The organism is Novosphingobium sp. YAF33, assembly GCF_052113265.1.
Lineage (GTDB): Bacteria > Pseudomonadota > Alphaproteobacteria > Sphingomonadales > Sphingomonadaceae > Novosphingobium.
Genome location: NZ_JBFRCW010000003.1, coordinates 20,976 through 47,055, shown reverse-complemented (window position 1 = coordinate 47,055; position 26,080 = coordinate 20,976). Strand labels below are relative to the sequence as shown.

Here is a 26,080-nt window from a genome sequence, read left to right as displayed (position 1 = left end):
GGGCAACCTGCCCTTCCGTTTCTTACCGGGCCTGTTGTCCTGCCGGCTGCCCAGCCTGCGCTTCAGTCCTTTGCCAGCCTCCGCCAAGCGCGAGGAAGACCGCGATCTGATCGTCGACAAGCGCGGTTTCCGCCGCGGCATGATTGACCTGGGCCGTCGCCAAGGCGCCCTGGGCGCTGAGCAGGTTCAGGAAATCGCTGCGCCCGAACCGGAACAGCTTGCCGGCCTGCTGTGCGGAAAGGCCCGCGCTGTCGCTGGCACGGCCGAGGGCCGCGGCACGGTCGGTATCGCGTGCATAGGATTCCAGCGCCGTCTCGGTGCCGCGCAGGGCATCGAGCACGGTCTGGTCGAACCTGGCGATGTCCGCCTCCACCTGGGCATTCGCCGCTTCGATGCGGGCGCGGATGATCGGGCGATTGGGGAAGGACCAACTGAGCAGCGGCCCCAGGCTGAAGCCGAAGCTATGGGTCTTGCCGAAGTTCTCCAGCTTGCCGTCGTTGATGATGCCCCCGCCGATGCTGACCGTGGGGTAGAGGTCTGCCGTGGCGACGCCGATGCGGGCGGTATCGCCGGCAATGGTGCGCTCGGCCTGGCGAATGTCCGGGCGGCGGCGGATCAGCGCGGCGCCGTCGCCGACCGGCATCGGCTGCGACAGGCGCGGCAGGGTCGCGCAGCTTTCCACTTCCCGGGGATACTCCGCCGGCGCCTTGCCGAGCAGGGTTGCCAGCAGATAGAGCGAGGCCTGCCGCTTGGCATAGAACGCAGGCAGGTTGGCCTTGCTGCTTTCCACGGCCGTGCGCGCGCGGCTGACATCGAAAGCCGTTCCGCGCCCGCCACGCTGGAGCCTTCCGGTGGCGTTCAGCGTCTGCTGCTGCAGCGTGATCACTTTCTGGACCGTGGCGATCTGGTAGTTCGCGGCGCAGACGTCGGCATAAGCCTTGGTGGTGGCGGCCGCGACGCTGATCCGCACGGCATCGCGCGCGGCCTCCACCGCTTCGCGGTCGGCCAGGCTGCTCTCGATGGCGCGCTTGATCTTGCCATTGAGGTCGAGCGGGTAGGACAGGGTCAGGCCGAGATCGTACGTCAGCACGCCCGGCAGGTTGGTACCAGCCGAAGCGGTCGAGTAATCACGCTCCAGGTCGGCGTCGGCGCCGATGGTGGTGGCAAGGGTCTTCTGGCCCGCGGTTTCCCGAAGAACTGCATCGGCCTTGCGCAAGTTCGCATCGGCCACGCGAATGTTCGCATTGGCCTCCAGCGCCTGCTCGACGAGGCCGTCCAGCTGCGGATCGTCGTAGAGCTTCCACCAGCGATCGGGCAGCTCGGCCTGCGAGAACTGCGGCCCCTGCCCCGAGACGAAGGGGCCATTCGCGGCCGGCGTCGTCGCCGCGGAATCGGCGGGCGGCGCGTAGTCCGGTCCTGCCGTGGCGCAGCCGGCCAGAAGTGCGAGCGCCAGAAGCGAAACGCCGCTGCGGATCACGTCGTGGGCTCCCCGGAAGGCGCTGGCTGAACCGGCTGTACCGGCTGTACTTTCTGGGCGGGCTGGACCGGCCTGGCATTCCTGCGGCCGGCATCGCCCGGTTGCTCGATCGTCACCGTGGCCGTGCGGCCGGCGATCAGGCTCACGTCCCTGGGTACCTCGGTCAGCCGCACGCGCACCGGAATGCGCTGGGCGAGACGGACCCAGGTGAATGTCGGATCGACGCTCGGAAGAAGATTGCGGGAATCGCTGCGGGTCGTGTCGTTGATGCCCGCGGCGATGCTCTCGACCACGCCCTTCAGCGGACGCGCCTCACCCATGAGCACGACCGTGACCGGCGAGCCGACATGGATATTGGCGAGCTTGGTTTCCTCGAAATAACCCTCGATGCGGATGGAATCGCGGTCGATCAGCGCCATCGCCTGGTTGCCCGGCGCCACGTAGTCGCCCGGATGCAGGTCGAGGTTAGTGACGGTGCCGTTCACCGAAGCCTTCACATTGGTGCGCGCCAGGTCGAGCTTGGCCTTGTCGAGCGCGCTCAGCGCCTGGTCCAGGGCCGCGCGCGCGGTGGCGACGGCGGCGACGTTCTGTTCGTGAGTCTCGGTGGCCACGAGATCGCCGAGCGCAAGGTCGCGCTTGGCTTCGCGCTGGGCCTGGCCCAGCCTGGCCTGCGCGCTCGCCACGGCAGCCTGCGCCTGCTCCACCGCCAGCGAATAGCGCGGTCGGTCGATCACGAAGAGTAGATCGCCGGCCTTGACCTCCTGGTTGTCCCTGACTTCCACCGATGTGACCAGCCCGCCGATATCGGGGGTGACGCGCACGACATCCGCACGAACGCGGCCGTCGCGTGTCCAGGGGCTGTCCTCGTAATGGCGCCAGAGCCAGACCGCGATCACTGCGGCCAGGATCACGAGGATGGTGGTGGCGAGGCTGGGAGCGAGCCGAGCAAGAAAGYGCTTCATTGGCGGAAACCGATCAAGGGAGAGGCCCAGACGAGAAGCCCGAGCACGAGGATGTAGAGGCACAGGTCCACCGCCGCACGATAAGCGAAGAGGCGGTAGAAACCGATAAGATTGGCGATGCGCATCAGCACCAGGGTGATGATCGAGGCGATGACCGCAAGAACCAGAAGCGTGGGTAGGAACACCCCGTCGATGGAGACTTCGCCCCTCATGCCGGCATCTCCGAGAGCGGCGCCACCGGCGAAGGACCGGCGGAGGGGAACAGATTGCGGCGCAGGCTGACCAGCCCCAGCGCCCCCGCACGGCTGAGCTGCGGGTCTTCGTCGTTCAGCACGGCGGTCATGGCAATGTCGATATCCTCAAGCAGGATGGGGTCGGCGGGTGCGGGGCGGTCGGGATCGAGGCCCCGGTAATATTCGCCCACCTTCCGGAGCACTTCGGTGAGCGGACCACGGCGGGACGTGGGCATGGCCAGGCGCAGTTCGCGCAGTTCGCCGATGGCCACGCCGGTCCGCAGATCGCGCAAGGCGTCATAGAGCGGCGCACCGGGCGAGCGGCCGGACATGGCCAGACGCGGCGCCAGAAGGGCGATCCGGTCGAGCATGCGGTTGATCCAGGCGCGCACGTCCGGCGGGCTCATCATGTTGGCGCGCTCGGCGATGTCGGCCCAGCCCGCCCGAACGGTGCGACGGATCGCGGCATGAGTGCCGGTCGAACTGAGCAGGCGGATGACGATGATGGCGAAGATGATGCCCACCAGCTGCGCGAGCGCTCCGTTCACGAAGCCCGCAAAGCCGCCTACATAGCGGTCGGAAACGAGCACCGGCGATCCCAGGCCCAGCAGCATCGGCAGCGCGATGCCGCTCCAGCGCGGGGACTGCATAAGCGCGCCCAGCATCAGCAGCATCGGCGCCATGGCTGCGGCATATTCCAGGAAACCATCGAGCCGCGGCATGAGCACGAAGCCATAGAGCAGCCCGATCAGCGTCGCGATGAGGGTTCCGGCAAAGAACGTGCGCAAAGGCGCGAGCGGGTCCGGTGCCGCCGCGAACAGCGCAGTGAACACGCCTGCCAGCATGACCGCCGTCGCCCCTTCGTGCCAGCCGCTGCCGATCCACAGCGCACAGCCGATGGCGATCGTCAGGAAGGCCCCGATGGCACCGCGCGTGGCGCCGCCGACATCGACATGCAGCTCGCGTCCGCGGCGGCCTTCCACGAGTTCGGCAGCGCGCGGGCTGACCGGGCGGGTGGTGTTGGTGCCAAGCTGCTCGGCCAGGATGCGGCAATCGCGGTGCGCCCCGATCAGCGAGGAAAGGCGCGAGAGCAGGCTGAGCAGGATCAGCGCATTCCACGAGGCATCGGGGCCGATCCGAGGCTCCAGCGCACGGCTCCGCTGCTGCAGCGCTATGGCCGCCGCCTCGCGTTCCGGCAGCGACATGGCGCCAAGGCCGCCGAACCAGTCACGCGCATCCGTCAGCAGGGCCTGAACTTCGGCAGGAACCGCGTCCACCGCGTGAAGCTGCGCGATCCGGTCGGACACGGCGGCGCCCAGCGGCATGATCAGCGAGAGTTGATCCTGAAGCGCACGCACGGTGCGGATGCGCGGCGCGATGCGCGTGCTTTCGTAAGGCAGGTGGATCGAGAGCTGGTGCAACTCGGTGACGTCCAGCGCGAGCCGCTGGCGCTCCTTGTCGATCGCCGGATCGGTCTCAAGCTGGAGCGAATCGCGCGACCAGCGCTCGGCGTCGGCCAGAATGTTGGACACGCGCTGCAGCATGAAGGCCGAAACCGATTGCGGCAGGACCAGCGCATGGACGAAGCTGCCGCAGAGGATACCGATGGTGATCTCCTGCACGCGCAGGGTCGCCACGGTGAAGATCGTGTCCGGCACGTCGACACTGGGCAGCACGATGAGCACGGCGGTATAGCCCGCCAGCACGAAAGCATAGGAGCGCGGCGTGCGGTCCAGAAGCGAGACGAAGACGCACAGCGCCAGCCAGCCGCCGATGCCGATGGTCAGCAGTTCGGGGGAGTTGACGAGGTTCGGCACGATGATGACGGCCATTCCCGCGCCGACGAAAGTACCGATCACGCGGAACATCGCCTTGGACACGACGGCGCCGGCCAGGGGCTGCGCCACGATGTAGGATGTCAGGAACGCCCAGTAGGGTCGCTCCAGCCCGATCGAAAGCGCGATATAGATAGCCAGCATCGAGGCCAGGTAGGCCTTCACGGAGAACAGCGCGGCGTCCAGTCCGAAACGCTTCGTCATTGCCGGGCGGCGCTTTCCGCTATGCGCGCAGCGATGCGGTCAAGCACCCGCACGACAGTCTCGACGTCTTCGCCTGGAATGCCATCCAGAAGCGTCGCGCGCAACTCGATCAATCGCTTGTCGATGCGGCGGGCAGCGGCGGCGCCCTCGTCGGTGAGGCGCAAGTGCTTGGCACGGCGGTCGCTGTCGTCGGCGATGCGCTCGACGAGACCGGCATCTTCCAGCAAGTGCAGGGTTCGCACGAGCGAAGGTTCCGTCACGTTGATGGCGCGCGCAAGGTCGCCCTGCCGCACCTCGTTGCCGAGGCGCAGCAGGTGGACCAGCGCCCACCCCGAGGAGTTGGAAACTCCCAGCGAGGACAGCGCCGAATCGGCCAGTTGCTGCCATGAACGCGAAACCGGCCCCAACCTTGCGGCCAGAGCCTTCTCGCTCGATTGTCGATCCTGCATGGCCTGAGTAATTAGAGTGCTAACTAATCTTCGCAAGATATTTTGGCGTCGATATTGCGGCATCGGAGTTGAGTTTATTGCAAATGAGCCTGTCGGCCTTGCCGGCACGGCCGGGCTGCAATTCCATCCGATCCGAAGGCTCAGGTTTCGGGCCGATATGCTGGCGCAGCGCCGAATTTTCCTGCCGCAATCCGGGCGCCCGTCTTGCTATTGCTGACCGGCCAGAGCGACTTTGCAAAAGCTCGCAGGGGTGGCGCCTGTGAAACGAGGGCGCTAAGTCGCTGCAAATGCCCATTACCGCCCGGAGAATAACTTTGCGCCGATCGATCCTCGCCCTCGGCCTGTCTGCCCTTGTGCTGGCTGCCACGCAGCCCGCCCTCGCCCGCCAGACCGAGGCTGCGGAAAAGGTGGCAGAGGCCGCGCCGGTCACTGCTCCGGCCCGGGAGGAGCAGTCGGCTACCGCCCCCCACGCCATGGTCGCCGCTGCCAATCCGCTGGCGGTGAAAGCGGGGGTGGACGTTCTCAAGGCCGGCGGCTCGGCGATCGACGCAGCCGTGGCCATCCAGGCCGTGCTCGGCCTTGTCGAGCCCCAGAGTTCGGGCCTGGGGGGCGGCGCCTTCATGGTCTACTACGATGCGAAGACCCGGCAGGCGACAGCCTATGACGGCCGCGAAGTCGCACCCGCCGGTGCCGGCGATCATCTGTTCTTCGACGAGAACGGCAAGCGGCTGCCTTTCGTCACCGCCGTGCTGGGCGGCATCTCGACCGGCGTGCCCGGCGCCATCGCCATGCTCGACATGGCCCACCGCGATCACGGCAAGCTCGCCTGGGGCAAGCTCTTCGATCAAGCCCATGTCCTCGCGCAGGACGGCTTCGCCGTCAGCCCGCGCCTGGCCCGCATGATCGCAAGCAAGGCACCCCAGGCTTCCGCGCCCGACGCCAGGCGCTACTTCACCAAGGCCGACGGCACGCCCTATCTGGCCGGCGACCGCCTGAAGAACCCCGACTATGCTCGCTCGCTGGAACGCATTGCACGGTACGGTGCTTCCGGTCTGCTGACCGGGCCGATTGCGCAGCAGATCGTCGAGCGCGTGCACCAGGGGCCGTACCCGAGCACGCTCACCCTGTCGGACCTGGCGAGCTATCGCCCGCACTCCGGCCCCGCGCTCTGCAATCCTTACCGCATCTACCTCGTCTGCACGCCCCAGGCGCCCTCGGGCGGCCCCGGATTGCAGATCGCGCTCGGCGTGCTCGAACACACCGACATCGACAAGCGCAGTGCCACTGACGAGAAAGCCTGGTTCGCGTTCGCCCAGGCCAGCCGCCTGGCTTACGCCGACCGCGACCGCTACGTGGGCGATCCGGCCTTCGTGCAGGTGCCGCTCGATGGCCTGCTCGATCCGCACTATCTCAAGGGCCGCGCGGCCGAGATCGGCGACCGGGCCGGGCCGGTGACTTTCGGCATGCCCCGGGGCGCCCCCAAAGTCGGGATCGACGCCACCGACGAGCCGGGCGGAACCAGCCACATCGTCGTGATCGACGCACAAGGCAACGTCGTGTCCATGACCACCACGGTCGAGAGCATCTTCGGCTCCGGCCGCATGGTGGGCGGCTTCTTCCTCAACAACCAGCTCACCGACTTCTCGTTCAGCCCCACTGACGACGACGGCGCGAAAGCGGCCAACGCCCCCGGCCCCGGCAAACGTCCACGCTCCAGCATGGCGCCCGCCATCGTGCTGACGCCGCAGAAGAAGTTCGTGGCCGCCGCGGGATCGCCGGGCGGTTCCGCAATCCAAGCCTACAACCTGAAGGTGCTGGTGGCCCTGCTCGACTGGAAGATGACGCCGCAGGACGCCGTCTCGCTGCCCAATCTCGTCGCCAAGGGAGACAGCTACAGCGCCGACATGTTCCCCCAGCCGATCATGCAGGGCCTCGCGGCGCGGGGCATGACCCTGTCCACCTCGCGCGGGGAAGAGTCCGGGCTCCAGGCTATCGTCGCGACGCCGAAGGGCTATGTCGGCGGCGCCGATCCCCGGCGCGAAGGCGTGGCGCGCGGGTTCTGAACGCAGTTCGCCTTCCATCGCGTTGAAAATAGCATAATGTTCGCCTAGGGGCCGCTGCCTTCAATCCCACCGCCCCCAAGGGAGACGACATGGCAGGCGATCAGGACGGACAGAGCGAAGGTCCCGGCATCAGGTCCTCCGCAGGAAGCCTCGGGCTGACCGCCGCCATCGCGCTGGTCATGGGCAACATGATCGGTTCGGGCGTATTCCTGCTGCCGGCCAGCCTGGCGCCTTTCGGATGGAACGGCGTGATCGGCTGGGCGACCACCATCAGCGGCGCGCTGATCCTGGCCTATGTGCTCAGCCGGCTCACCCGCGCGCGTCCGGCTGCGGGCGGCCCGGCCGGCTTCGTCACTGACGCTTTCGGGCGTCGGGCGGGGTTCTTCATCAGCTGGATCTATCTCGTCTCGCTCTGGACCTCGGTCGTGACCATTGCCGTGGCCGCCGTCAGCTACCTGTCGAGCATGGTGCCCTTCCTGGGCTATGGAGAGCACGTCCCTGCCCTGGCCGCTATCGCCCTGCTCTGGCTGATGACGCTGGTGAACTTGCGCGGGACGCGCGCCGCCGGGAATTTCCAGATCGTCACGCTCGCGCTCAAGGTCATTCCGCTACTGGTCGTGATCCTGCTGGCGATCTACATCCTGTCGAGCGGCAAGGCGCAGCTTCCGGCCTTCGATGCCGGGCAGGTCCATCTCGGCGCCATCAACGGCGCCGCCACACTGACGCTCTGGGCGCTGCTCGGCTTCGAATCTGCCAGCGTCGCCGCCGCGCGGGTCCGCAATCCCGAAGTGAACGTCGCGCGCGCGACGCTCTGGGGCACGGCGCTGACGGGGGTGCTCTATCTCATGGTCTGTTCCGCCATCGCCCTTCTGCTGCCGGGCGATGTCGCGGCCCATTCCGCAGCCCCCTTTGCCACTTTCGTCGCCCGCTTCCTCGATGGAGACGTCGCCACGCTGGTCGCCGTATTCGCGGTCATCAGCTGCATCGGCGCGCTTAACGGCTGGACCCTGCTCGAAGCCGAAATGGTGCGCGACATGGCCGCCCGGCGCCTGCTCCCGCGCTGGTTCGCAGAGACCGACGCGCGCGGCACTGCGCGCCGGGCCCTGCTGATCTCGGCCGTGATCGCCAGCTTCTTCGCCGCGATGAACGCCAGCCGGACGATGCAGGCCCTGTTCGAGTATCTGCTGCTGCTCTCCACTTCCGCCACGCTGTGGCTTTACCTCGCTTGTGCGCTTGCTGCGCTCAAGCTGGGCATTGCCCGCATACCGGCGCTGATCGGCGCGCTCTATGCGCTCTGGACGCTATGGGGTGCGGGTATCGGCGCCAGCGGGTTGAGCTTCGTGCTGATGGTCCTGGGCCTGCCGATCTGGCTCTGGTTGAAGCGCAACGAAATCGACTAGGCCAGCAGGCAGTCGAGCCACTTTTCGACGAGCCCTTCGGCCTCGACCGGCGTGAAGGGCGGTTTGCCAAGGCTCAGTTCCAGCCAGAGCCCATCGATCAGCGCCGTCAGCGCCACGGCGGGCAGGCGCGTATCGGCAAGGTCCGGTCGCAGCGCGCGGATCAGGTCGTCCATCCCGCTGCGAAACTCCCCGTAGATCTCCTTGTGAAGCCGGGCGATCGCCGGGTCGGTCGGCGTCATGCTCCAGAACGCCAGCCATGTCGCGAGCAGTTCGGGATCCGCGATCGGCGCCCGGAAGCTGGCGGAGAGATAGGCGAGAAGCCGCGCTCTCGGATCGGTGCCTGCTTCCGCCACGGCCTCTTCCAGCGCCAGCGCCACGCGGTTGCCCGTCCAGCGATAGGCCTCGGCAATCGCTTCTCCGACGCCTGAAAAATAGTGACGGAGCAGCCCCGGCGAAACGCCGGCCGCCGCGCAGATCGATCGCACCGAAGTGCCGCCGGCGCCTTGCGCGGCCAGGCAGCGCGCGGTTGCCTCTACCAGGCTTTGCCGCCGCTCGTCGGGATGTTCCCGCGTGTAGGATTGCTGCTTGCCCATCACCTTGTTATACGATCGTACAATAAGGAGAGACCCATGGCAACGCAGCCCCGCGACATCGAGGAGACCGACCCGCTCGATGGCTGGAGCCTGCCGGCCTGGACGTATTCCGATCCCGAATTCTTCGCCGCCGAAAGAGAACGCGTCTTCGCGCCGAGCTGGCAAGTGGTCTGCCATGAGAGCGACGTGGCCGAGGCGGGCGATTGGCACACGCTGGAATATATCGGCGAAAGCGTGATCGTCGTGCGCGGCCATGACCGGCGACTGCGCGCCTTCACCAATGTCTGCCGTCATCGCGGATCGCGCTTGGTCGATGGACCGAGCGGCTGCGCCCGAAAGCTGGTCTGCCCCTATCACGCCTGGGTCTACGATCTCGACGGCCGCCTGACTGGCGTGCCCGACAGCCAGAGCTATCCCCAGTTCGACAAGGCCCGGCACGGCCTTTCTCCCGTGGGCATCGAAGTCTGGCGCGGGTTCATCTTCGTGCGGCTGGTCGATGACGGCGGCCCCACGGTCGGCCAGATGATGGCTCCTTACGAGGCCATGATCGCTCCCTACCGTTTCGAGGACCTGAAGACCCTCGGCCGTGTCACCACGCGCCCGCGCGCGGTGAACTGGAAGAACGTGGGCGACAACTATTCGGACGGACTGCATATCCCCGTCGCCCATCCCGGCCTGACGCGCCTGTTCGGCGCCAGCTACGGGGTCGAGGCGGAGGCGCATGTCGATCGCATGTGGGGCGATCTGATGGACCGGCCCTCGGCCAACTGGTCCGAACGCATGTACCAGCGCCTGCTGCCGCCGGTTCCGCACTTGCCGGAGGATCGCCAGCGCCACTGGCTCTATTTCAAGCTCTGGCCGAACGTAGCCTTCGATATCTATCCCGATCAGGTCGATTTCATGCAGTGGCTGCCGACCGGCCCGGAAGCCTGCACGATCCGCGAGATCAGCTACGTCCTGGACGATGACCGGCGGGAGATGCGCGCCGCGCGCTATCTCAACTGGCGCATCAACCGGCAGGTCAATGCCGAGGATACCGCCCTCGTCACCCGCGTGCAGGCAGGCATGGCCTCGCGCAGCTTTTCGGTCGGGCCGCTTTCCGACAAGGAAGTCTGCCTGCGCCGCTTCTGCAAGCGCATCCGCGAACTGATCCCCGAAGCCCGCCAGAACGAGCGGCCTTCATCCGGCTGGAGCCAGGCATGACCCGGAAGTACGATGCCGTCATCATCGGCGGCGGCCACAACGGCCTTGTCTGCGCATTCTACCTTGCCCGCGCGGGACTGAAGGTTCGCATTCTGGAGCGCCGCGACGTGGTCGGCGGAGCGGCGGTGACAGAGGAATTCCATCCCGGCTTCCGCAATTCCGTCGCCAGCTACACGGTCAGCCTGCTCCAGCCCAAGGTCATCGCCGACATGCGCCTGGCCGAGCATGGCTACCGCGTGATCGAGCGCCCGATTTCCAACCTGCTGCCGCAGGAAGACGGCGGCTACCTGAAGCTCGGCGGCGGGCTGGCGCGCACGCAGGAGGAGTTCCGCCGGTTCTCCGCGCACGATGCCGAAGTGCTGCCGGCCTATTACGATGCGCTGGAAGTCGTGGCCGAAGTGCTGCGCGACCTCGCCCTGAAATCGCCGCCCAATGCCGGCGACGGTTGGCGCGGGCTGATCGATGCGGCCTTGCAGGGTCGCAAGCTGGCAGGCCTCTCCATCGAAGCGCAGCGCGACGTGCTGGACCTGTTCACCAAGTCCGCCCGCTCGCTGCTGGACGGCTGGTTCGAGAGCGAGGCGGTGAAGGCCGCCTTCGGTTTCGACGCGGTGGTCGGCAACTATGCCTCGCCCGATACGCCGGGCAGCGCCTATGTCCTGCTGCACCACGTCTTCGGTGAAGTGAACGGCAAGAAGGGCGCATGGGGCCACTCGGTCGGCGGCATGGGCCAGATCACCCGCATCATGGGCGAAGTCTGCCGCAAGCTGGGCGTGGAGATCAGCCTGGAGAGCCCCGTGGAGCAAGTGCTCATCGACGGCGGCAAGGTCGCCGGCGTCCGGCTGGAAAGCGGCGAGGAGATCGCGGCAACCCGCGTGATCGCCAATGTCGGGCCCAAGCTGCTCTATGGCAGGATGATCGCCGGGAGCGACCTCACCCCCGACTTCCAGCGCCGGATGAAGGGCTTCAGGACAGGCAGCGGCACGTTCCGCATGAACGTGGCGCTGTCCGAATTACCGAGGTTCACCTGCCTGCCCGAACCGGGAGAGCATCACCGGTCGGGCATCATCATCGCGCCGACGCTGGACTACATGGACCGCGCGTTCCTTGACGCCAAGTTGCATGGCTGGTCGAAGAAGCCGATCGTGGAGATGCTGATCCCCTCCACCGTGGACGACAGCCTCGCGCCCGAAGGCCGGCATGTCGCCAGCCTGTTCTGCCAGCAGTTCGCACCGGAACTACCGGCCAATGACGATGGAACGCCCCGCGACTGGGACGCCGAGGAAGACAAGGCGGCCGACACCATCATCGATACGGTGGAGCAATATGCGCCGGGCTTCCGTGCCTCGATCCTCGGCCGCCAGGTGCTCAGCCCCAAGGGTCTGGAGCGCAAGTTCGGGCTTGTCGGCGGCGACATCATGCACGGCAACCTGACGCTCGACCAGATGTGGTCGGCGCGGCCGGTGCTGGGCCACGGCGCCTATCGAGGGCCGATCAAGGGCCTCTACATGTGCGGATCGGGCAGCCACCCCGGCGGCGGAGTGACGGGTGCGCCCGGCCACAACTGCGCCCATGAAGTGATTGCGGACACCAGACGCTTCGGGAATGGCTTCGCGCGCTTCGTTTCATGACTTATTTGCAAGCCGCCGCCGCTTCATCCCTTCTCTCGGTCATCTGGCCGAATAGAGACAGACCCGATTGGCCGTAATTGGTTTGAGGCAAGTAGACGAACCGTTTTTACTCGCCCGCTTCCTCGCGGGCATGTGAAAGCAGTTCGGCGGGTTGCCGAAAAGCCAGGAAAATCATTTGTCCGGAATACTCAATACCGACGTACGGCGCAGGTCCGATGCAATATCCGTTGCACGCGTGATCTGTATACTCGGGGTCGTCTATGTCCACGCCTGGACCGGGCTAACCGGATATGACCTCCAGCTTGCCCATGGCACGCCGCAGGAAAATCTGCGGTGGGTGCTGATGGACGTGTTCGGACGCAGCGCCGTGCCTCTGCTGGGCCTTATCTCCGGCTGGCTGGTCGCGGGATCGAGCCGGACCTTCGACTGGGCCAGCCATGTCGGCCGCAAGGCCAAGACCATTCTCCTGCCGATGGTGCTCTGGAACGCGCTCGCAATCCTGCTCGTGTCCGGAGCGGCGGTGGCGACCAAGCTGGCGGCGCCTACGCCGCAATCGATGGACTGGATCTTCCAGGAAATCTTCATCGCCAGCCGCAACCCGGACATCAATGTCCAGATGCCGTTCCTGCGTGACCTGTTCCTCTGCATGCTGCTGGCGCCGCTGCTGGTTCGCTGCGGCAAGCGCACGCTCTTCGCCATCGCCCTGGTGGCAGCGCTGTGCCAGATCGGCGGCTACGGTCCGCCGGTGTTCATGCGCGCTTCGATCCCGTTCTTCTTCACCCTGGGCATCATCGCCCGGCGCGAGAACCTGGCCGACCGGATCGCGGCCTGGCCGCTTTCCGCTGCCCTCACGCCTTTCGCCGTGCTGACTGCGGTGCAGCTCTACTTCACGCTCGTCGTAGACTGGTCCCCGATCAGCCTGCCCGCTGCCACGCTGGACCTTGCGGTGCGGATCTCGGCCGCCCTTGCTTACTGGCGCATATCCTGGGGTCTGGCCGGAACCGTGGTGCGAACGCCGCTGCTGAAGATCGAGCCTTTCGCGTTCTTCCTGTTCTGCTCGCACCTCATCCTGATCTGGCTGGGCGGGCCGCTTCTGGGCCGCCTGTTCGGCACCCTCGGCTCGCCGCTATACCCGGTCTACCTGGTGGCCCAGCCGCTGATCGTCCTGCTGGCGGTAGTGCTTCTGGGCACCCTGCTCAGCCGCGCCGCTCCGGGGCCTGCCCGCATCCTCAGCGGCGGCAGGCTGAGCAGGAGGAAGCTGGCGGCCACCTGAGCCGCCAGTCCCTGCTTCCCCCGTTTCAGGCCGCGCTCACTTTCCCGCGAGATCGGTGTAGAGGCTGATGTAGTACGTGATGCCGGGCCGCACATTGAGCAGCGGCAGGCGCTCGTTGAGGCCGTGGGCGAACTCGTCGGAGTCCTTCATCATCGAAGCGCTGGCGCCGTAGCTTGGCACGCCCAGCGCGCGATACCACATCGAATCCGAGGCGCCCGAAGCCTGCGAGGGGATGATCGGGATCGGTCCCCAGGCCGCTGTCACCGCCTTGCGCGTCGCGGCCACGAAATCCGGCCGCATCGGCGAGGCCGGCGACATCGTCGAGGCGTCCCCGGTCGCGTCGGAGAACTTGGCCGCGGGCATGTTCGCCACCTTTTCCAGTTCCGTCATGATTTCCTCGCGCGTGTGCCCGGGGAAGATGCGGCAGTTGATGTTGGCCGTGGCGCGCTGGGGCAAGGCGTTCTGGGCATGGCCGCCCGAGATCATCGTCGCAACGCAGGTCGTGCCCGTGCGGCCGACCATGGAGGGATTGGCGCGCAGCACCTTGAGCGCGGCTTCATCGCCGGGATTGGCGGCAAAGGCGCGCATGGCGCCGGCCAGGGTGGCATCGGGCTCCAGCTTGGCAGCCTCGACCCAGTAAGCGCGGGTGATGTCGTTCAGCTCGGGCTTGAAGTGATAGCTGCCGATCCGTTCCAGTGCCTGCGACAGCTGGACGATCGCGTTCTCCGTGCGGGGCGCCGAGCTGTGCCCGCCGGGGTTGGTGACCTCGATCTGGTAGTCGACGTAAGTCTTCTCGGCACCCTGCCATGACCAGAACGAGGGCTTGCCGGTCTTCTCCGAAAGCGTGCCCGAGGCGCCGTCGACGTTGAGCACGAGTTCGGCGTTCTTCAGCCGCTCCGCGATCAGCTTCGATGTCGCCATCGAGGTTTCCTCGTCGCCCGAGTAGGCGATGACGAGAGTGCGCCTGGGCTTGAAGCCCTGCTTGCGCAAGGCGATCATCGATTCCATCGCCAGCACCGCTTCGAACTTGGTGTCGCTGGCACCGCGTCCATAGAGGTAGCCGTTCTCGACCACGGGGGTGAAGGGATCGCGCTCCCAATCGGCGGGCTTGGCTTCCACCACGTCCATGTGCGCGGAGACGACCAGGGGCCGCAGCGAAGGATCGCTGCCGGGCCAGTTTGCGATCAGGTAGGCGGTGTCCTTGTGAGGGACGATCTCGATGTCCTTGGCCGTCCAGCCGTTCGCGAGCAGTTCCTTGCGGAACAGTTCGGCGACTTCGCGGGTCTTGTTACCCTCGCCTTCGACGGAGCGCAGGGCGATGGCCTGCTTCGATATTTCGAGAACCTGCTTTTCGGCCTCGGGATAGGCCTTGGGTGCGGCCTGGGCGACAGTGGCGCCCGCCAGAACGGCACCGAGCGTGAAGACGGTGGATGCGATAGCCCGCATGGATAATTTGCCCCCTGGTACTGCGATCACAAGTGGCATTGCGATCGGAAGTGACGTTGCGATCCGAAGTGATTGAGCATGCCCGATGGAGAATCGGGCCGAACGTCAATACTCTGTCGCATTCCAGGAGAGGACGCACCTCTTTTGCGCGTCCTCCCGCTTCCGCCCCCCCCTTCCCGGCTTTCAGGAATGGCTGCGGGCTTCGGCACGGCCGCCGCCCGCTGATCGTCAGGTGCTCAGGCCAGATCGAGCGCGCCGGTAAGGTCCCCAGGCGCCACGCCGCCCGCGGCGATCATGGCGTCTTCACGCATGGTCAGGCCCGGCAGCTTCTCCAGGCCAAAGCGGCGTGTCAGGAAGCGGGCGATCGAGCCCGTATCGTAGATCGTATGGTCCACGGCGCCCTTCTTCGCATGAGGGGAGACGACGACGGCCGGAATGCGCGTGCCCGGCCCCCAGCGATCGCCCTTCGGCGGCGCGACGTGATCCCACCACCCGCCGTTCTCGTCGAACGTGATGACCACCAGCATGCGTTCCCATTGCGGGCTCTCGCGCAGACCGTCGATAACCGCCGCGATGTGGCGATCGCCGGCGTCGATGTCGGAATAGCCGGCATGCATGTTGAGGTTGCCCTGCGGCTTGTAGAAGCTGACCGCGGGGAGCTTGCCCGCCTCGGCATCGGCCAGGAGGCGATTGGTGCGTGCGGTGCTGCCCTCTCCGCCGTCGCGCAAGTGCTTGGTGCGGTCCGGCGAACCGGGCGCGAAGCGCTCGTAATAGTTCAGCGGCTGATGATGCGGCTGGAAGTTCGGCCGCGAGGGGAACGCGGCGTCGTTCATCTTGCCTTCGAGCGCGGCATTCCACCCGCCCGCATACCAGGCCCAGTCCACATTCCGCGCGGAGAGCATGTCGCCGATGGTCTTGTGATGCTGCGGCACGAGCGTGTGTCCGCTGGCGGCATTGGCGTAACCCGGCTTCTCGGGATCGAGTTCATAAGTCGGCGCATAGGGCGGCAGCATCGTGTTCACGGCCCAGAAGTCGGGCGAGAGCGTGCTGGCGGAGAACATGGCCGGGCCGTCCATGGCGCTGGCCGGGGTCTTGGGATCGAGCTTGAGCTTGATGCCCTTGGGATCGCTGCCTTCGACTTGCGCGATGCGCTTGGCCGCGGGGCTCTTGTCAGCGTCGGGATAGAACGGCGGCTGGGCGCTGATCAGGTACTGGTGGTTGAGGAAAGAGCCGCCGAACGCACCCATGAAGAAATTGTCGCAGAGCGTGAATTCCCGCGCGATCTGCCAGAGACGCAATTGCGCGCGCATGTCGCCGTAATGGCCCATGACCAGCGCGCCGCTGTCTCCCCAGGCCGCGAAACCGTCGTTACGACCGCCGTTGATCTGCCACTGGTTCTGGTAGAAGGCGTGAACGAGGTCACGCGTGACCAGGCCATGCGGCAAGGGGTCGCCCTCGGGCGTCTTCAGCGCAAAGGGACCGTTGGCGATCGGGCCGAGGTCATCCGGGCCGATCAGGTACTCGGTATGCTCGACCACCTGCTTGCTGGGGACAAGGCCTTCCCAGATCTTCGGCAGCTTTTCCATGACCTTGCCGTCACGGTCGCGCTGAGCCGTGCGCTCGGCCGGGACGGAGGCCAGCGGCTGTTCGAGGCCGGGAAAATCGGCGAAGAGATTGTTGAAGCTGCGGTTCTCCGCATAGATCACGACCACGGTATCGATCGCTTCGCGCAGCCGGGCGTCGCTGACCGGAGCGGCGCTGTTCTTGCGCGCCTGCTTCGTTGCGGCGGCCGCTTCTCCCGGAGATCCGGCGACGGCGGCGGCGCCCAGCGCTGCTGCCAGTCCGCCCAGGAAGTCGCGGCGGTCCGGACGCACCACGGAGGCATCGGCCTGCGGTTCGGGAAGATCGGAATCGGTCATGGAAAGTCCTTGGGGGAGAGGAATTCCCGGCTGTTTGCGACCCGGATCAAGGCGCGTCAACCAATATGATATTTTGTATCATACCTGATTTGAACTCGACCTTGAAACCAGGACGAGCTTGATCGGCCAGCGAGGGGGTCGGCGCCTTGAACGAGCGCTCCGCTCGTGCCGTGATGGGCGGTTCGGCATGGCTGACGAACCGCCCGATCGCGTCAGGCCTTGGCGAAGCGGCGTTCGTTCCAGTTCACCGTCAGACCTTCGCTGGTCGTGCCGGCGGTGGTGTGCTGGGCGATCGTGCCCATGAAGTGCCATTCGCCGCGAACCTGCTCCGGCGTCATCTGGAGCGAGACGTAGCCGCGGCGGCTGGTATCGGCGAAAGCCAGCCCCGGGTTCGCCGCGCGCAGCGCCTTGGACAGGTCGGCCGCGGGCACCGACGGCAGGTAAGCCTCGAAGCCCGGCGAGGTGACGGAGTGGCCGGCATATTCGACGCCCGCTGCCGATCCGTCCACCGAGAGTTCGCTGCCCCAGGCATTGTGGCTGTCGCCCGCCAGAACCACGAGGTTGCAATCGGCCTGGCGCGCCGTGCGCAGCAGACGGTCGCGGGCAGCCGGATAACCGTCCCAGGAGTCCATGTTGAACGGCAGGCCCGCCTGCGAGGCGGCGGCGATGGCCATGAGCGCCTGGCGGACCTTAGGATCTCCGCCCGAGGGCACGAGGTCTGCCATCTGCGGCGGCGCCTTCAGCGAGCCCATGACGATCTGCTGCGCCAGGATCTGCCAGCGCGTGCCGGACTTCGCGGAATCGATCAGGCCCTTGTAGAGCCAGCTCTCCTGCTGCGCGCCCATCAGCGTGCGGTCCTTGGACATCCACGGGCCGTCGCGGAACTGGGCCAGGGCCCGGCCGATCTCCGCTGGACCGCCCTTGGCCGCGCCTGCGATCACGGTGCCGAAGTCGAGCTGCTGCATGCGCTCGCTCACGCGGGTTTCGGGGCGGAACAGCGTGGCCAGCGAGCCGATCTGGAAGCTGTCGTAGAGGGCGTCGGAAACCGGCATCCACTCGCGGTAAGCCTTCTCGGCCGCGGCGCGGCGGACCGCCCATTCGCCTTCCTTGTCGGGCTGGTGGTTCTCCGCCCCGCCCTTCCAGGTATCGTTGGCGAATTCGTGATCGTCCCACTGCGCGATCATCGGGAAGCGCTGGTGGAGGCGGCGCAAGTCCGGGTCGAGGCGGTAGCTCGCGAAACGAAGGCGGTAGTCGGCCAGCGAGACCGTCTCGTTCTGCGGCTCGATCGGGCGGCCAGCCATCGGCTGTTCGGGATAATGGCCGTATTCGTATTCGTAGAAATAGTCGCCGACATGGACGATCAGGTCGAGATCGTCGCGCGTGGCGGCATGGGCATAAGCGTTGAACCAGCCGAACGGCATGTTCGAGCACGAGAACAGGCCGATGCCGAAGCGGTCGACGTCGCCCACCGGCAGCGTGCGCGTGCGGCCGGTTTCGCTCTTCGTGCCGTCCGGCGCGATGAAGCGGTAGTAGTACCACTTGCCGGGCGCGAGGCCGGACACCACCAGCTTGGCGCAATTGTCATGTGCGGGCGAGGCGATCGTTTCGCCGCCGCCTGCCACCTTGCGGAAGCTCTCGTCCGCCGAAAGTTCGCAGCGCAGCTTCGTGTCGCCGCTGCCGACGTAGCGGGTCCAGAGCAGCACCGAACCGGCCGCCGGCTCGCCGCTCGCCACGCCGTGCGTGAAGCCGCGCGCGGTGAGGATCTGGGCGACGCCGGGCGTCGAGAGCGCGGCGAGCCCGAAGGCGCCTGCCTGAAGCAGCAGGCGCCGATCGAGTTGAAGTGTCATGGTCTTGTCCTTGGTTATCGAGGCAGCGGCGCGGAAAGCGGTCAGTACCGCGCCGTGATTTCGATGCCGTACGTGCGCGGCTCGGCCGGGATGAAGGTCGGGTAGCCGAACGACCCGCCGGTGTTGCCCGCATCGAGCAGGTACTTCTTGTCCGTGAGGTTGCGGGCATAGCCGGCGACCTGGAACTTGCCGTCCATGAACGAAACGCCGCCGCGCAGGTTCACCAGCGTGACCGGCCCCTGGCTGATCGCTTCCCTGTTGGGGATCTCGAAGTAGATCTTGCTGCGGTAGGTCACGCTCGGCGTCAGGAACACGTTCACGCTCTGCGTCACCGGCAGGTTGAGGTTGAACCCGGCAGCCCACTGCCACTTCGGCTGGAGGCGGAACTGGTCGCCGGCATAGACGCCGTTGGCTGCCTTGTCGTCGATGCCGCCGCTGATGAAGCCGACATTGCCGAAGGCGCTCAGCCAGTCGGTGAAGCGCGCTTCGAGTTCAGCCTCGACGCCCAGGTTGGACGCGGAGCCCGCGCTCTCGGTACGGGCAACGCCGGTCGTCGCGTCGAGCACCGAGACCTGGAAATTGCTGTACTTGTCGTAATAGACGCCCAGCGAGCCGGAGAACATGCCCACGGTGCCCTTGATGCCCGCCTCGTAGTTCCAGACCGTCTCGGACTTGATGAGGTCCAGGTCGGCCACCGGACCTGCCGCAGCCGAGAGCTGGACCACCGGCGAGCGGCGTCCTTCCGAAATGGTCGCGTAGAGATTGAGGCCGGGGGTCAGGTGATAGAGCGCGTTGAAGCGCGGAAGGATCGCGGCGTAAGACTTGCGGGCGTAGAAGGTCTGCCCGTCGGTATCCACCAGCGGCAGCAGCGGCTGACCATAGACCGGGGCGTCGGGCTGATTGGCGGAATAGCCCGAACGGCGCTTCTCGATCAGCACGCGCGCGCCGGCGGTCAGTTCCAGTGCGGGCGCTGGCTTCCAGGTGACATCGCCGAACATCGACCAGGACTGGTTGCGGCCCTCATTCTTGTACCAGCTGGAATAGGGCACGGCGGTGAAGGCGCCGCCGGTGAGCAACGAGGTGGCGCGCCCGGCATTGACGGTGTTGTCGGCAGCGACGCAGCCCAGGCCCGGGATCAGGTTGGCGCTGCACTGAAGGTAAGTGCCCAGCTCCGAAGACAGCGGGACGTACTGCGAGCTGTCCTCGATGAAGTAGTTCCAGCCGAACGAGGCGCGCCACTGGTCGTCGCTATACGTGAAGCGGCCCTCGTGGCTCGCCTGCCAGCCCTTGGCGCGCTCCGCGAATTCGAGATACCAGGCAGCCGAACCGTCGGCATCGAAGACTTCCAGCGCATCGAAGTGGCGGTAGCCGTTGACCGTGGTGAAGTTCCAGCCGTCCGAGAAATCCCAGCTCAGGGTGAGGTTGCCGTCATAGACGTCGCGGTTCAGCCCGAGCTTGTCGGCACCGAGCACTTCGCCGGAGAGCGGCGAGCCGCCGAGATAGGCTGCGTCGTAAAGGCCGTTCACCGAAGTCGAGCCGAGGTTCTTCGACAGGAACGGCGTGCCCGAATTGCGCTGGCGGTCGTAAGTGAACGTCAGGTCCGCGGTGAAGTCGGTGGTGGGCGTGTAGCGAAGCGAACCGCGCAGGCCGAGCTGGTCCTGCGCATAGAGATCGTCCTGGCCGGGTGCGAGGTTCTCGATATAGCCGTCGCGCTTCTTCCACTGGCCGGCGATGCGCGCCGCGATGACGTCGTTGCCGGCATTGACGAAGCCTTCGACGCGGTAGGCATTCAGGTTGCCGTAGGCGCCCGTCAGGGATGCCGAGGTTCCGGCTTGCGGCTTGGCCGAAACGAAGCTGATCGCGCCGATCGTCGCGGCCGTCCCGAACAGGGTCGCCTGCGGCCCCTTCACGACTTCGACGCGGTCGAGATCGTAGATGCCCTGGTAAGCGCCGCGCGAACGCGAGATGTCGATGCCGTTGTAGTACAGGGTGACGCGCGGCCCTTGCTGGGCCGAGCCGCTGTCGGAGGTGATGCCGCGGATCACGAAGCCGGGGTTGTTGGCGCTCTGCACCTGCACATTGAGGCCGGGAACGTAGTTCGACAGTTCGCCGATGTCCGTGACGCCCAGTTCGCGCATGCGCTCTCCGGTCTGGACGGAAAGCGTTATGGGAACATCGACGGCGCGCTGCTCGATCTTCTGGGAAGTGACGATGATGGCATTGGGGTCTTCGCCCGCGGCCACGTCGGCCTCGGCTGCGTAAACGGTTGCAGGAACGCCGGCCAGGGCCGTGCCCGCGAGAAGAGTTGCCACGCAAGTGCCGAATTTCATTGCCGTTTCCCCTGAGATCAATTGCCTTACGGCTCGGCGGGGTACGCGCGGCAGATGAAGGTTGGATGGCGGTCTGATGACGGTTTGATGCCGCCCGGCCGGGTCGGTCCTTGCGGTCAGGAACGGCGGCGACAGGCCACGCCGGTCAGCCGCCAGGCGGCCATGGCACCGTAGACAAGGCTCAGCACCACGAGCCCCGCAAGCTGCGGCAGGACCTGCCCAAGGCTCGCGCCCATCTCGTTGAGGCGCAGGAAGGCTTGCGCACCGGATGTCGCGGGCGAGAGGTGGGCCAGCCCCGCCACCCAGCGGGGCATGGCGGAAAGCGGCCAGGCCGCGCCGGCCAGGAAGAACAGGATGACCGAGCTGGGGATCAACACTTGCAAGGCGCGGTCGGCGCTGTCGAACAGGCTGCCGAGCAGCAGGCCCAGGGCAGAAACGGCCGCGGCGAAGAGCGGTACGGCCATGAGCAGAGCGGCCGGGTTGCCCGCTCTCGGAACGTCCTGGTACCAGAATATCCAGCCGAAATAGAACAGCGCCGCCAGGCAGCCGATCAGGCTCAGCGCGCACCAGGTGCCGAGAAAGCCTTGCGACGAAAGCGGGGGCGCCCGGCCTTCGCGCATTTCGGCAGCCATGCCCGCTGCGAGCATGGCCGTGCCGAACAGCAGGGTCTGCTGGAGGATGATCGCGGCCACGGCCGGGAAGACGTAGTCCGCATAGCCTTCGCGGGTGTTGAACAGCGGCCGCTCGACCACGGCGACCGGCGCGCGCAAGTGCAGCCCTTGCGCCAGAGGCCCGAGGCGCTCGGCAGCCACGGCCAGCGCCGCGGCCTGGATAGCCCCTCCGATGTCCTTCGCGCGGATCAGGTACGTGCCGTTGACCCATATGCCGATGCCGCCGCCTCCGGCGCTGCCCGGTGCGCCGGTCAGCAGGCTGCGGGTAAGCCCGCGCGGCAGCAGGAGTATCCCGTCCGCCTCGCGGCGGCGCACGCGCTGCTCGGCCTCGTGAATCGAGAGCGCCTCTCCCGCCACGCGGACTTCCCGCATGTCGGACAGCTTGCGCACCAAGGCGCGGGTCAGCGTGCTGCGCTCCTCGTCCACGACCACCACCGGAAGCTGGCGCGCGGTCTGGTGGGCGTAAGGCGCGGGGTAGTAGAAACCGTATAGAACCACCGCGAGAACCACGATCGAGGCCAGCGCGAACGTCGAGAGCACCGCGCGGAAGACGGAGACGAAGCCCTGCGCGAATGTCACGCCGCCTGCTCCGGCTTGCGCAGCAGCAGCAGGCAAAAGCCCAGCGGCACGACGAGATAGAGCGACAGCACGCCGATCTGCGGAAGCGCCAACGAAACCGGCGCGCCCAGGAACTGGTCCATCTGCAGGCGCAAGTAATGGGTGAAAGGCAGCGCCTGGCTCCAGCCCCGCGCGAAGACGGATCCCCCGCCCAGCGGCAGCGTCCCGCCCGAATAGGCCAGCGCCGATCCGGCATAGAGCGCCGTCGCGGAAAAGGCGAAGCTGGGCTTGCGCACGCCAATCACCAGCAAGGCGGAGAGCGCCGCCGTCCCCGCGATGAGCAGGGCCTGCGCGGCCAGGGTCAGCAGCAGGCTGCCGTTCATCGTCCAGCCGCGAATGCCCACCAGCCAGATCATCCAGACCAGCCCCCAGATCGAGAGCACCCCGACATAGGGCGTGAGCTTGCCCAGCAGCGCCGGGAGCCCCCCGCCGGTCTCCGCTTTCCACTGTGCCAGCGAACGGCCCTGCAACTCGCGCCCCATGGCCATCACGGCGACGCAGCCGGCAAGAAGGTGCAGCACGGCGGGCTGGATCAGCGCCTGGAGATACCATTCGAAGCTGGTCTGGGGATTGAACAGGACGGTCGCCTGGACCACGGGTGGTCGAATTCGGATCGCCGGCAGCCCCCTCGCCCGCGCTGCGTCGAGCCCGCGCTCAGCCAGGACCGCGCCGACGGCCGAGCGGATGCCGGATTCCGCGCTCGCGCCGATGGTCAGGAAAGAGGCGTTGTAGAAGATCTGGATGGCCGGCGTGGTCTGCCGCTCCAGACCCTCGCTCACGCCGCGCGGGATCAGCAGGATGGCCCAGACCCGCCCGGCCCGCCCAGAGCGCTCAGCCAGGGCGAAAGTCTCGGGTCGCTCGGCAATGGTCACCGCGGGGCTTGCACTCACGGCCCGGACGATGGCGCGACTGAGGGTGCTGTTGTCCTCGTCCACCACGGCAACGGGCAAGGCACGTGGGACGCCCGCGATCAGCATGGCCGCCACGATCAGGATCGCCAGGGCCGGAAACAGCGTGAGCATTCCCAGGTCCCAGCGATCGCGGCGCAGGTGCGCCAGTTCCCGGCGCAGGGCAGCACGATAGCCGGGACCGGGAGCGCTCATTGCGGCCAGTCGAACAACACGCTCATGCCCGGACGCAGACCCTTGATCGCTTCGGCCGGACGCAGACGAATCTCGAAGCTGCGCACGTCGAAGCCGGAGGACTGGCGTGTCGCCCGCCATGTCGCGAAATCGCCCTGCGGGCTGATGTAAGTGACGCGGAACCGTGCCTTGCGGTTTTCCAGGGCCGGAATACGGCCCATCAGCTCCTGGCCCTTCTGCAGCGAATTGAACTGATTTTCCCGCAAGTTGAGCGCGACCCAGGGATGGGCGGTGTCGATGATCTGGAACACCGGCACTGCCGGACCGACGATCTCGCCGGGCTCGGCCAACCGACGGGTCACTTCGCCGCCGATGGGGGCGATCAGCGTCTTTTCCGCGCCCAACGCATCGGCAATCGAAACCCCCGCCTTCGCCACTTGCACTTGCGCCTGGGCGGCCGCCTTTTCCTCGGCACGGGCGCCGGACTGCGCCTTCACATATTGCAACCTTGCCGCCTCGGCCTGCCGGGCGCTGGCATCGCGCGCGGCGCGGGCTTCGTCCCGGCGCTGCGCGGCGATCACGCCTTCCGCATAGAGGTTGTCCGCCCGGCGCGCGGTGACGGCGGCAAGATCGGCCCCGGCCTGCGCCGCCTGCCAGACGGCGCGCAGCGATTCCACATCCTCCTTGCGCGCGCCGTTGTCGGCAAGATCGCGCATGGCTTCCGCCCCGGCGAGCACGCCTTGCGCCTGCTGCCTTCCCGCGTCGATCTCCGGGCTGGACAGGATCGCGAGCACGGTGCCGGCCGTCACCGTGGCGCCCTCTTCCGCCAGGAGCCGGTCGACCCGCGCCAGCGCCTTGGTCGCGACATTGATCTCGTCCGCATCGACCATGCCCTGCAACTGGTCCGGCGCGGGCCGTGCCGCGATCCACAGGCCTGCCAGCAGCACGGCGGCCAGCAGGACCAGCCCCGCCACCAGCAGGCGAAAACGGTCGCGCCCTTCCGGTCCCGCGTCGGCTTCTCCTGCCGGAAGGATCGATGGCGCGTCGCTTTCGCTCATGGGGCGGTGATCCTGTCCGGTCGGAGGAGGTAATCGCGGAAGCTGTCCCCGCGATTGCTGGCGACCAGCAGAGCGGAAAGCGACACGACATATTCGTAGGCGGAAGCAATGCGCTGGGTCTGCGCCAGGGAGAGAGCGTTGCGCGCATCGATAAGCTGGCTCGCGGTATCCTCCCCCTCGCGGAAGCCGATCTCGTGGACGCGCAGGTTCTCTTCGGCGGCCTTCATGTTGCTGTCCAGCAGCAGGAACGATCGGCGCGCGGTCTCCACCAGGTTATAGGCCCGGCTGGTCTCGATCTCGATGGTCTTGCGCATGTCGCGCGCCGCATTCTCCGCCGCACTCTGGCGCGCGTTCGCCGCATCGAGCGTGTCGCGCCGGTCTATGTTGGACAGCAGGGTGAAGCGCAGGCCCAGGCCGACGATCCAGTCCGGGTCGACCGGGATCGCATCGCTGCGGTTGAAATTGTACGATCCGAACGCGAAAGCCTGAGGCCGCATCCGCGACTTGGCCAGGTCCACGCCCGAATCCGCCAGATGGCGCGTCGCTTGTGCCGCGCGCATCTGGGGCTGGCCCGGCCCGGTAGCGGTAGCGAGGAAATCGTCGAGCGGCTCCAGGCCGCTGCCGTTGACGAACAGCGGCGTCGTCGGCCGAACGCCGCCGCTCGCATCGAGAAGCCGGGCCAGCGAATCCGAGGCATTGTGTTCTTCCATCGCCGCGCGTTCCAGCGCGCGCTGCGCCGCATCGCGCGCCACCTGCATTTCCAGCACGCGGGACCGGGGGATCACCCCCTCCCGGAACAGGGCCTGGGCATTGCCGAGGTGCTTGTCGAAAGCGTCGCGAGTGCCCGTGGCGGAGGCCAGCAGCGCCGCGGCCAGTTGCTGGCCGAAGTAGCTCTGTACCAGCCGGACCTGCGAGAGATCCTGCGCCCCCGCCTGCCTGGCACGCRCCAGCTCCGCCCCGGCCTCGGCGCCGTGCTGGATCGCCGGAATCGCACCGCCCGAGTAAAGCGGCATGACCGCCGTGACATTGGGCCGGATCACCGTCTGCCGCGCGCGAAAGTCCAGTTCATCCGGAAGCTGCGAAAGCAGGCCCGGCAGCGCCTCGCTCACACGTCCCGTCACTTGCTGGACGATCCCGGCGAACTCCGGCGGAAATTCGCCGGGCAGCCCTTCGAGGAACTGGCCCGCGGCATTGCTGAAGCTGTCCTTCTGCCCGGTCAGGTCCACCGAGAGCGATTTCTGGTAGGAGATCACCGAAACCGAGCCCGAGACGACCGGCCGATTCAGCGCCTTGAGGGCATGGGCGGTGGACTCTGCCGCGCTCAATTCGTCGGAGGCAGCGCCCAGCGCGGAAGATACCTGGTCCAGCCGCTGGCGCGCGGCATCGAAAGAAAGCGTTTCCGCGGCACCGTCGTCCTGAACAGCCTCTTTACCACCCGCCTGAGCGAAAGCAGTTATGGGTCCGGCGAGCAGGATCGCAAAGATGCCGGCCCAGCCAATTACAATTCCATTTCGAAAATCGCTGCCAGCAATCATGGTTCACCAGAAATGGGACGCTCAGGAATTTACATATTTCCCCTTGAACGAAAAGCTATTTCGATCAATGTTTCGCTCGTGTTCGGGATCAATCGAATCGCGGTAAATCGCGATGTGAAAGAGGTATCCGCGTCATCACCACTTCCTGACAGATGCCGGCTTTTCGACATTGATTTGGCGCCTGCCAGATCAGAACGGTCGGTTTATTCCGTCATATTCCGGATCATGACTCAATAAAGCACGTTCGATCCGCG

General features: G+C 66.7%; 20 protein-coding genes. 6 read left to right on the top strand and 14 right to left on the bottom strand.

Translation table 11 applies throughout. The annotated features are described in order from the left end of the window. Nucleotides 1-22 precede the first annotated feature (22 nt). From AB4Z00_RS07375 to AB4Z00_RS07355, 5 genes are read right to left on the bottom strand one after another with little or no spacing between them, the layout of a single operon-like run. Complete coding sequence (locus AB4Z00_RS07375) at nucleotides 23-1,474, bottom strand: efflux transporter outer membrane subunit (RefSeq protein ID WP_442045718.1); 1,452 nt, start codon at nucleotides 1,472-1,474, stop codon at nucleotides 23-25. Then, nucleotides 1,474-2,439, bottom strand: a complete 966-nt coding sequence (locus AB4Z00_RS07370; RefSeq protein WP_442045505.1) for an efflux RND transporter periplasmic adaptor subunit — start codon at nucleotides 2,437-2,439, stop codon at nucleotides 1,474-1,476. The genes AB4Z00_RS07375 and AB4Z00_RS07370 overlap by 1 nt, the downstream gene beginning before the upstream one ends. Further along, nucleotides 2,436-2,651 (bottom strand): DUF1656 domain-containing protein, encoded by a 216-nt coding sequence (locus AB4Z00_RS07365; RefSeq protein WP_132262848.1) that lies wholly within the window; start codon nucleotides 2,649-2,651, stop codon nucleotides 2,436-2,438. The genes AB4Z00_RS07370 and AB4Z00_RS07365 overlap by 4 nt, the downstream gene beginning before the upstream one ends. After that, nucleotides 2,648-4,711 (bottom strand): FUSC family protein, encoded by a 2,064-nt coding sequence (locus AB4Z00_RS07360; protein WP_442045504.1) that lies wholly within the window; start codon nucleotides 4,709-4,711, stop codon nucleotides 2,648-2,650. The genes AB4Z00_RS07365 and AB4Z00_RS07360 overlap by 4 nt, the downstream gene beginning before the upstream one ends. Beyond that, the gene (locus AB4Z00_RS07355; RefSeq protein ID WP_132262851.1) at nucleotides 4,708-5,160 is read right to left on the bottom strand and encodes a MarR family winged helix-turn-helix transcriptional regulator; all 453 of its coding nucleotides are present in this window, start codon (nucleotides 5,158-5,160) and stop codon (nucleotides 4,708-4,710) included. Before AB4Z00_RS07355 ends, AB4Z00_RS07360 begins: the two co-directional genes overlap by 4 nt. 314 nt (nucleotides 5,161-5,474) lie before the next feature. Between AB4Z00_RS07355 and ggt the strand changes: the two genes are divergently transcribed. Further along, the gene (gene ggt, locus AB4Z00_RS07350; RefSeq protein WP_442045503.1) at nucleotides 5,475-7,223 is read left to right on the top strand and encodes a gamma-glutamyltransferase; all 1,749 of its coding nucleotides are present in this window, start codon (nucleotides 5,475-5,477) and stop codon (nucleotides 7,221-7,223) included. Between the two features lie 89 nt (nucleotides 7,224-7,312). Beyond that, the gene (locus AB4Z00_RS07345) at nucleotides 7,313-8,623 is read left to right on the top strand and encodes an amino acid permease (RefSeq protein WP_442045502.1); all 1,311 of its coding nucleotides are present in this window, start codon (nucleotides 7,313-7,315) and stop codon (nucleotides 8,621-8,623) included. Here AB4Z00_RS07345 and AB4Z00_RS07340 read toward each other — a convergent pair. Further along, a complete protein-coding gene (locus tag AB4Z00_RS07340) occupies nucleotides 8,620-9,216 on the bottom strand; it encodes a TetR family transcriptional regulator C-terminal domain-containing protein (RefSeq protein ID WP_442045501.1) in 597 nt (198 codons plus the stop codon). The genes AB4Z00_RS07345 and AB4Z00_RS07340 overlap by 4 nt on opposite strands. A 36-nt stretch (nucleotides 9,217-9,252) precedes the next feature. Here AB4Z00_RS07340 and AB4Z00_RS07335 point away from each other — a divergent pair, with 36 nt between their 5' ends. The 3 genes from AB4Z00_RS07335 (at nucleotide 9,253) to AB4Z00_RS07325 (ending at nucleotide 13,320) form a co-directional block, all read left to right on the top strand. Then, entirely contained in the window at nucleotides 9,253-10,419 is a 1,167-nt protein-coding gene (locus AB4Z00_RS07335; protein WP_442045500.1) for an aromatic ring-hydroxylating oxygenase subunit alpha, read from the top strand. Further along, complete coding sequence (locus AB4Z00_RS07330) at nucleotides 10,416-12,047, top strand: phytoene desaturase family protein (RefSeq protein WP_442045499.1); 1,632 nt, start codon at nucleotides 10,416-10,418, stop codon at nucleotides 12,045-12,047. Before AB4Z00_RS07335 ends, AB4Z00_RS07330 begins: the two co-directional genes overlap by 4 nt. Before the next feature lie 175 nt (nucleotides 12,048-12,222). Continuing rightward, nucleotides 12,223-13,320 carry an acyltransferase family protein gene (locus AB4Z00_RS07325; RefSeq protein WP_132262861.1) on the top strand — a complete coding sequence of 366 codons (1,098 nt, stop codon included), beginning with the start codon at nucleotides 12,223-12,225 and terminating at the stop codon, nucleotides 13,318-13,320. A gap of 36 nt (nucleotides 13,321-13,356) precedes the next feature. Here the strand turns inward: AB4Z00_RS07325 and AB4Z00_RS07320 are convergent, their stop codons facing one another. The 8 genes from AB4Z00_RS07320 to AB4Z00_RS07285 form a co-directional block, all read right to left on the bottom strand. Next, complete coding sequence (locus AB4Z00_RS07320) at nucleotides 13,357-14,766, bottom strand: M20/M25/M40 family metallo-hydrolase (RefSeq protein WP_442045498.1); 1,410 nt, start codon at nucleotides 14,764-14,766, stop codon at nucleotides 13,357-13,359. A gap of 236 nt (nucleotides 14,767-15,002) precedes the next feature. Then, nucleotides 15,003-16,685 (bottom strand): acid phosphatase, encoded by a 1,683-nt coding sequence (gene acpA, locus AB4Z00_RS07315; protein WP_442045497.1) that lies wholly within the window; start codon nucleotides 16,683-16,685, stop codon nucleotides 15,003-15,005. A gap of 212 nt (nucleotides 16,686-16,897) precedes the next feature. Then, a complete protein-coding gene (locus AB4Z00_RS07310) occupies nucleotides 16,898-18,532 on the bottom strand; it encodes an alkaline phosphatase D family protein (RefSeq protein WP_442045496.1) in 1,635 nt (544 codons plus the stop codon). 41 nt (nucleotides 18,533-18,573) lie between these two features. Then, on the bottom strand, nucleotides 18,574-20,862 hold the full coding sequence (locus AB4Z00_RS07305) for a TonB-dependent receptor (RefSeq protein WP_442045495.1): 2,289 nt from the start codon (nucleotides 20,860-20,862) through the stop codon (nucleotides 18,574-18,576). 116 nt (nucleotides 20,863-20,978) lie between these two features. Continuing rightward, nucleotides 20,979-22,112: an ABC transporter permease gene (locus tag AB4Z00_RS07300; protein ID WP_442045494.1), complete on the bottom strand. Its 1,134-nt coding sequence runs from the start codon at nucleotides 22,110-22,112 to the stop codon at nucleotides 20,979-20,981. Then, nucleotides 22,109-23,254, bottom strand: coding sequence for an ABC transporter permease (locus AB4Z00_RS07295; protein ID WP_442045493.1), 1,146 nt, complete (start codon nucleotides 23,252-23,254; stop codon nucleotides 22,109-22,111). Before AB4Z00_RS07295 ends, AB4Z00_RS07300 begins: the two co-directional genes overlap by 4 nt. Then, nucleotides 23,251-24,291: an HlyD family secretion protein gene (locus AB4Z00_RS07290; protein ID WP_314465365.1), complete on the bottom strand. Its 1,041-nt coding sequence runs from the start codon at nucleotides 24,289-24,291 to the stop codon at nucleotides 23,251-23,253. Before AB4Z00_RS07290 ends, AB4Z00_RS07295 begins: the two co-directional genes overlap by 4 nt. Continuing rightward, entirely contained in the window at nucleotides 24,288-25,616 is a 1,329-nt protein-coding gene (locus AB4Z00_RS07285; protein ID WP_442045492.1) for a TolC family protein, read from the bottom strand. Before AB4Z00_RS07285 ends, AB4Z00_RS07290 begins: the two co-directional genes overlap by 4 nt. Between AB4Z00_RS07285 and AB4Z00_RS07280 the strand changes: the two genes are divergently transcribed. After that, a complete protein-coding gene (locus tag AB4Z00_RS07280) occupies nucleotides 25,590-26,063 on the top strand; it encodes a hypothetical protein (protein WP_442045491.1) in 474 nt (157 codons plus the stop codon). The genes AB4Z00_RS07285 and AB4Z00_RS07280 overlap by 27 nt on opposite strands. The last annotated feature ends 17 nt before the right edge of the window (nucleotides 26,064-26,080 follow it).

Excerpts from the sequence above, each read along its gene's own strand:
- AB4Z00_RS07365 (WP_132262848.1), bottom strand. The coding sequence starts at position 2,651 with ATGAGGGGCGAAGTCTCCATCGACGGGGTGTTCCTACCCACGCTTCTG.
- AB4Z00_RS07360 (WP_442045504.1), bottom strand. The coding sequence starts at position 4,711 with ATGACGAAGCGTTTCGGACTGGACGCCGCGCTGTTCTCCGTGAAGGCC.
- AB4Z00_RS07355 (WP_132262851.1), bottom strand. The coding sequence starts at position 5,160 with ATGCAGGATCGACAATCGAGCGAGAAGGCTCTGGCCGCAAGGTTGGGG.
- AB4Z00_RS07345 (WP_442045502.1), top strand. The coding sequence starts at position 7,313 with ATGGCAGGCGATCAGGACGGACAGAGCGAAGGTCCCGGCATCAGGTCC.
- AB4Z00_RS07340 (WP_442045501.1), bottom strand. The coding sequence starts at position 9,216 with ATGGGCAAGCAGCAATCCTACACGCGGGAACATCCCGACGAGCGGCGG.
- AB4Z00_RS07335 (WP_442045500.1), top strand. The coding sequence starts at position 9,253 with ATGGCAACGCAGCCCCGCGACATCGAGGAGACCGACCCGCTCGATGGC.
- AB4Z00_RS07330 (WP_442045499.1), top strand. The coding sequence starts at position 10,416 with ATGACCCGGAAGTACGATGCCGTCATCATCGGCGGCGGCCACAACGGC.
- AB4Z00_RS07320 (WP_442045498.1), bottom strand. The coding sequence starts at position 14,766 with ATGCGGGCTATCGCATCCACCGTCTTCACGCTCGGTGCCGTTCTGGCG.
- acpA (WP_442045497.1), bottom strand. The coding sequence starts at position 16,685 with ATGACCGATTCCGATCTTCCCGAACCGCAGGCCGATGCCTCCGTGGTG.
- AB4Z00_RS07310 (WP_442045496.1), bottom strand. The coding sequence starts at position 18,532 with ATGACACTTCAACTCGATCGGCGCCTGCTGCTTCAGGCAGGCGCCTTC.
- AB4Z00_RS07305 (WP_442045495.1), bottom strand. The coding sequence starts at position 20,862 with ATGAAATTCGGCACTTGCGTGGCAACTCTTCTCGCGGGCACGGCCCTG.
- AB4Z00_RS07295 (WP_442045493.1), bottom strand. The coding sequence starts at position 23,254 with ATGAGCGCTCCCGGTCCCGGCTATCGTGCTGCCCTGCGCCGGGAACTG.
- AB4Z00_RS07290 (WP_314465365.1), bottom strand. The coding sequence starts at position 24,291 with ATGAGCGAAAGCGACGCGCCATCGATCCTTCCGGCAGGAGAAGCCGAC.
- AB4Z00_RS07280 (WP_442045491.1), top strand. The coding sequence starts at position 25,590 with ATGGGCGGTGGACTCTGCCGCGCTCAATTCGTCGGAGGCAGCGCCCAG.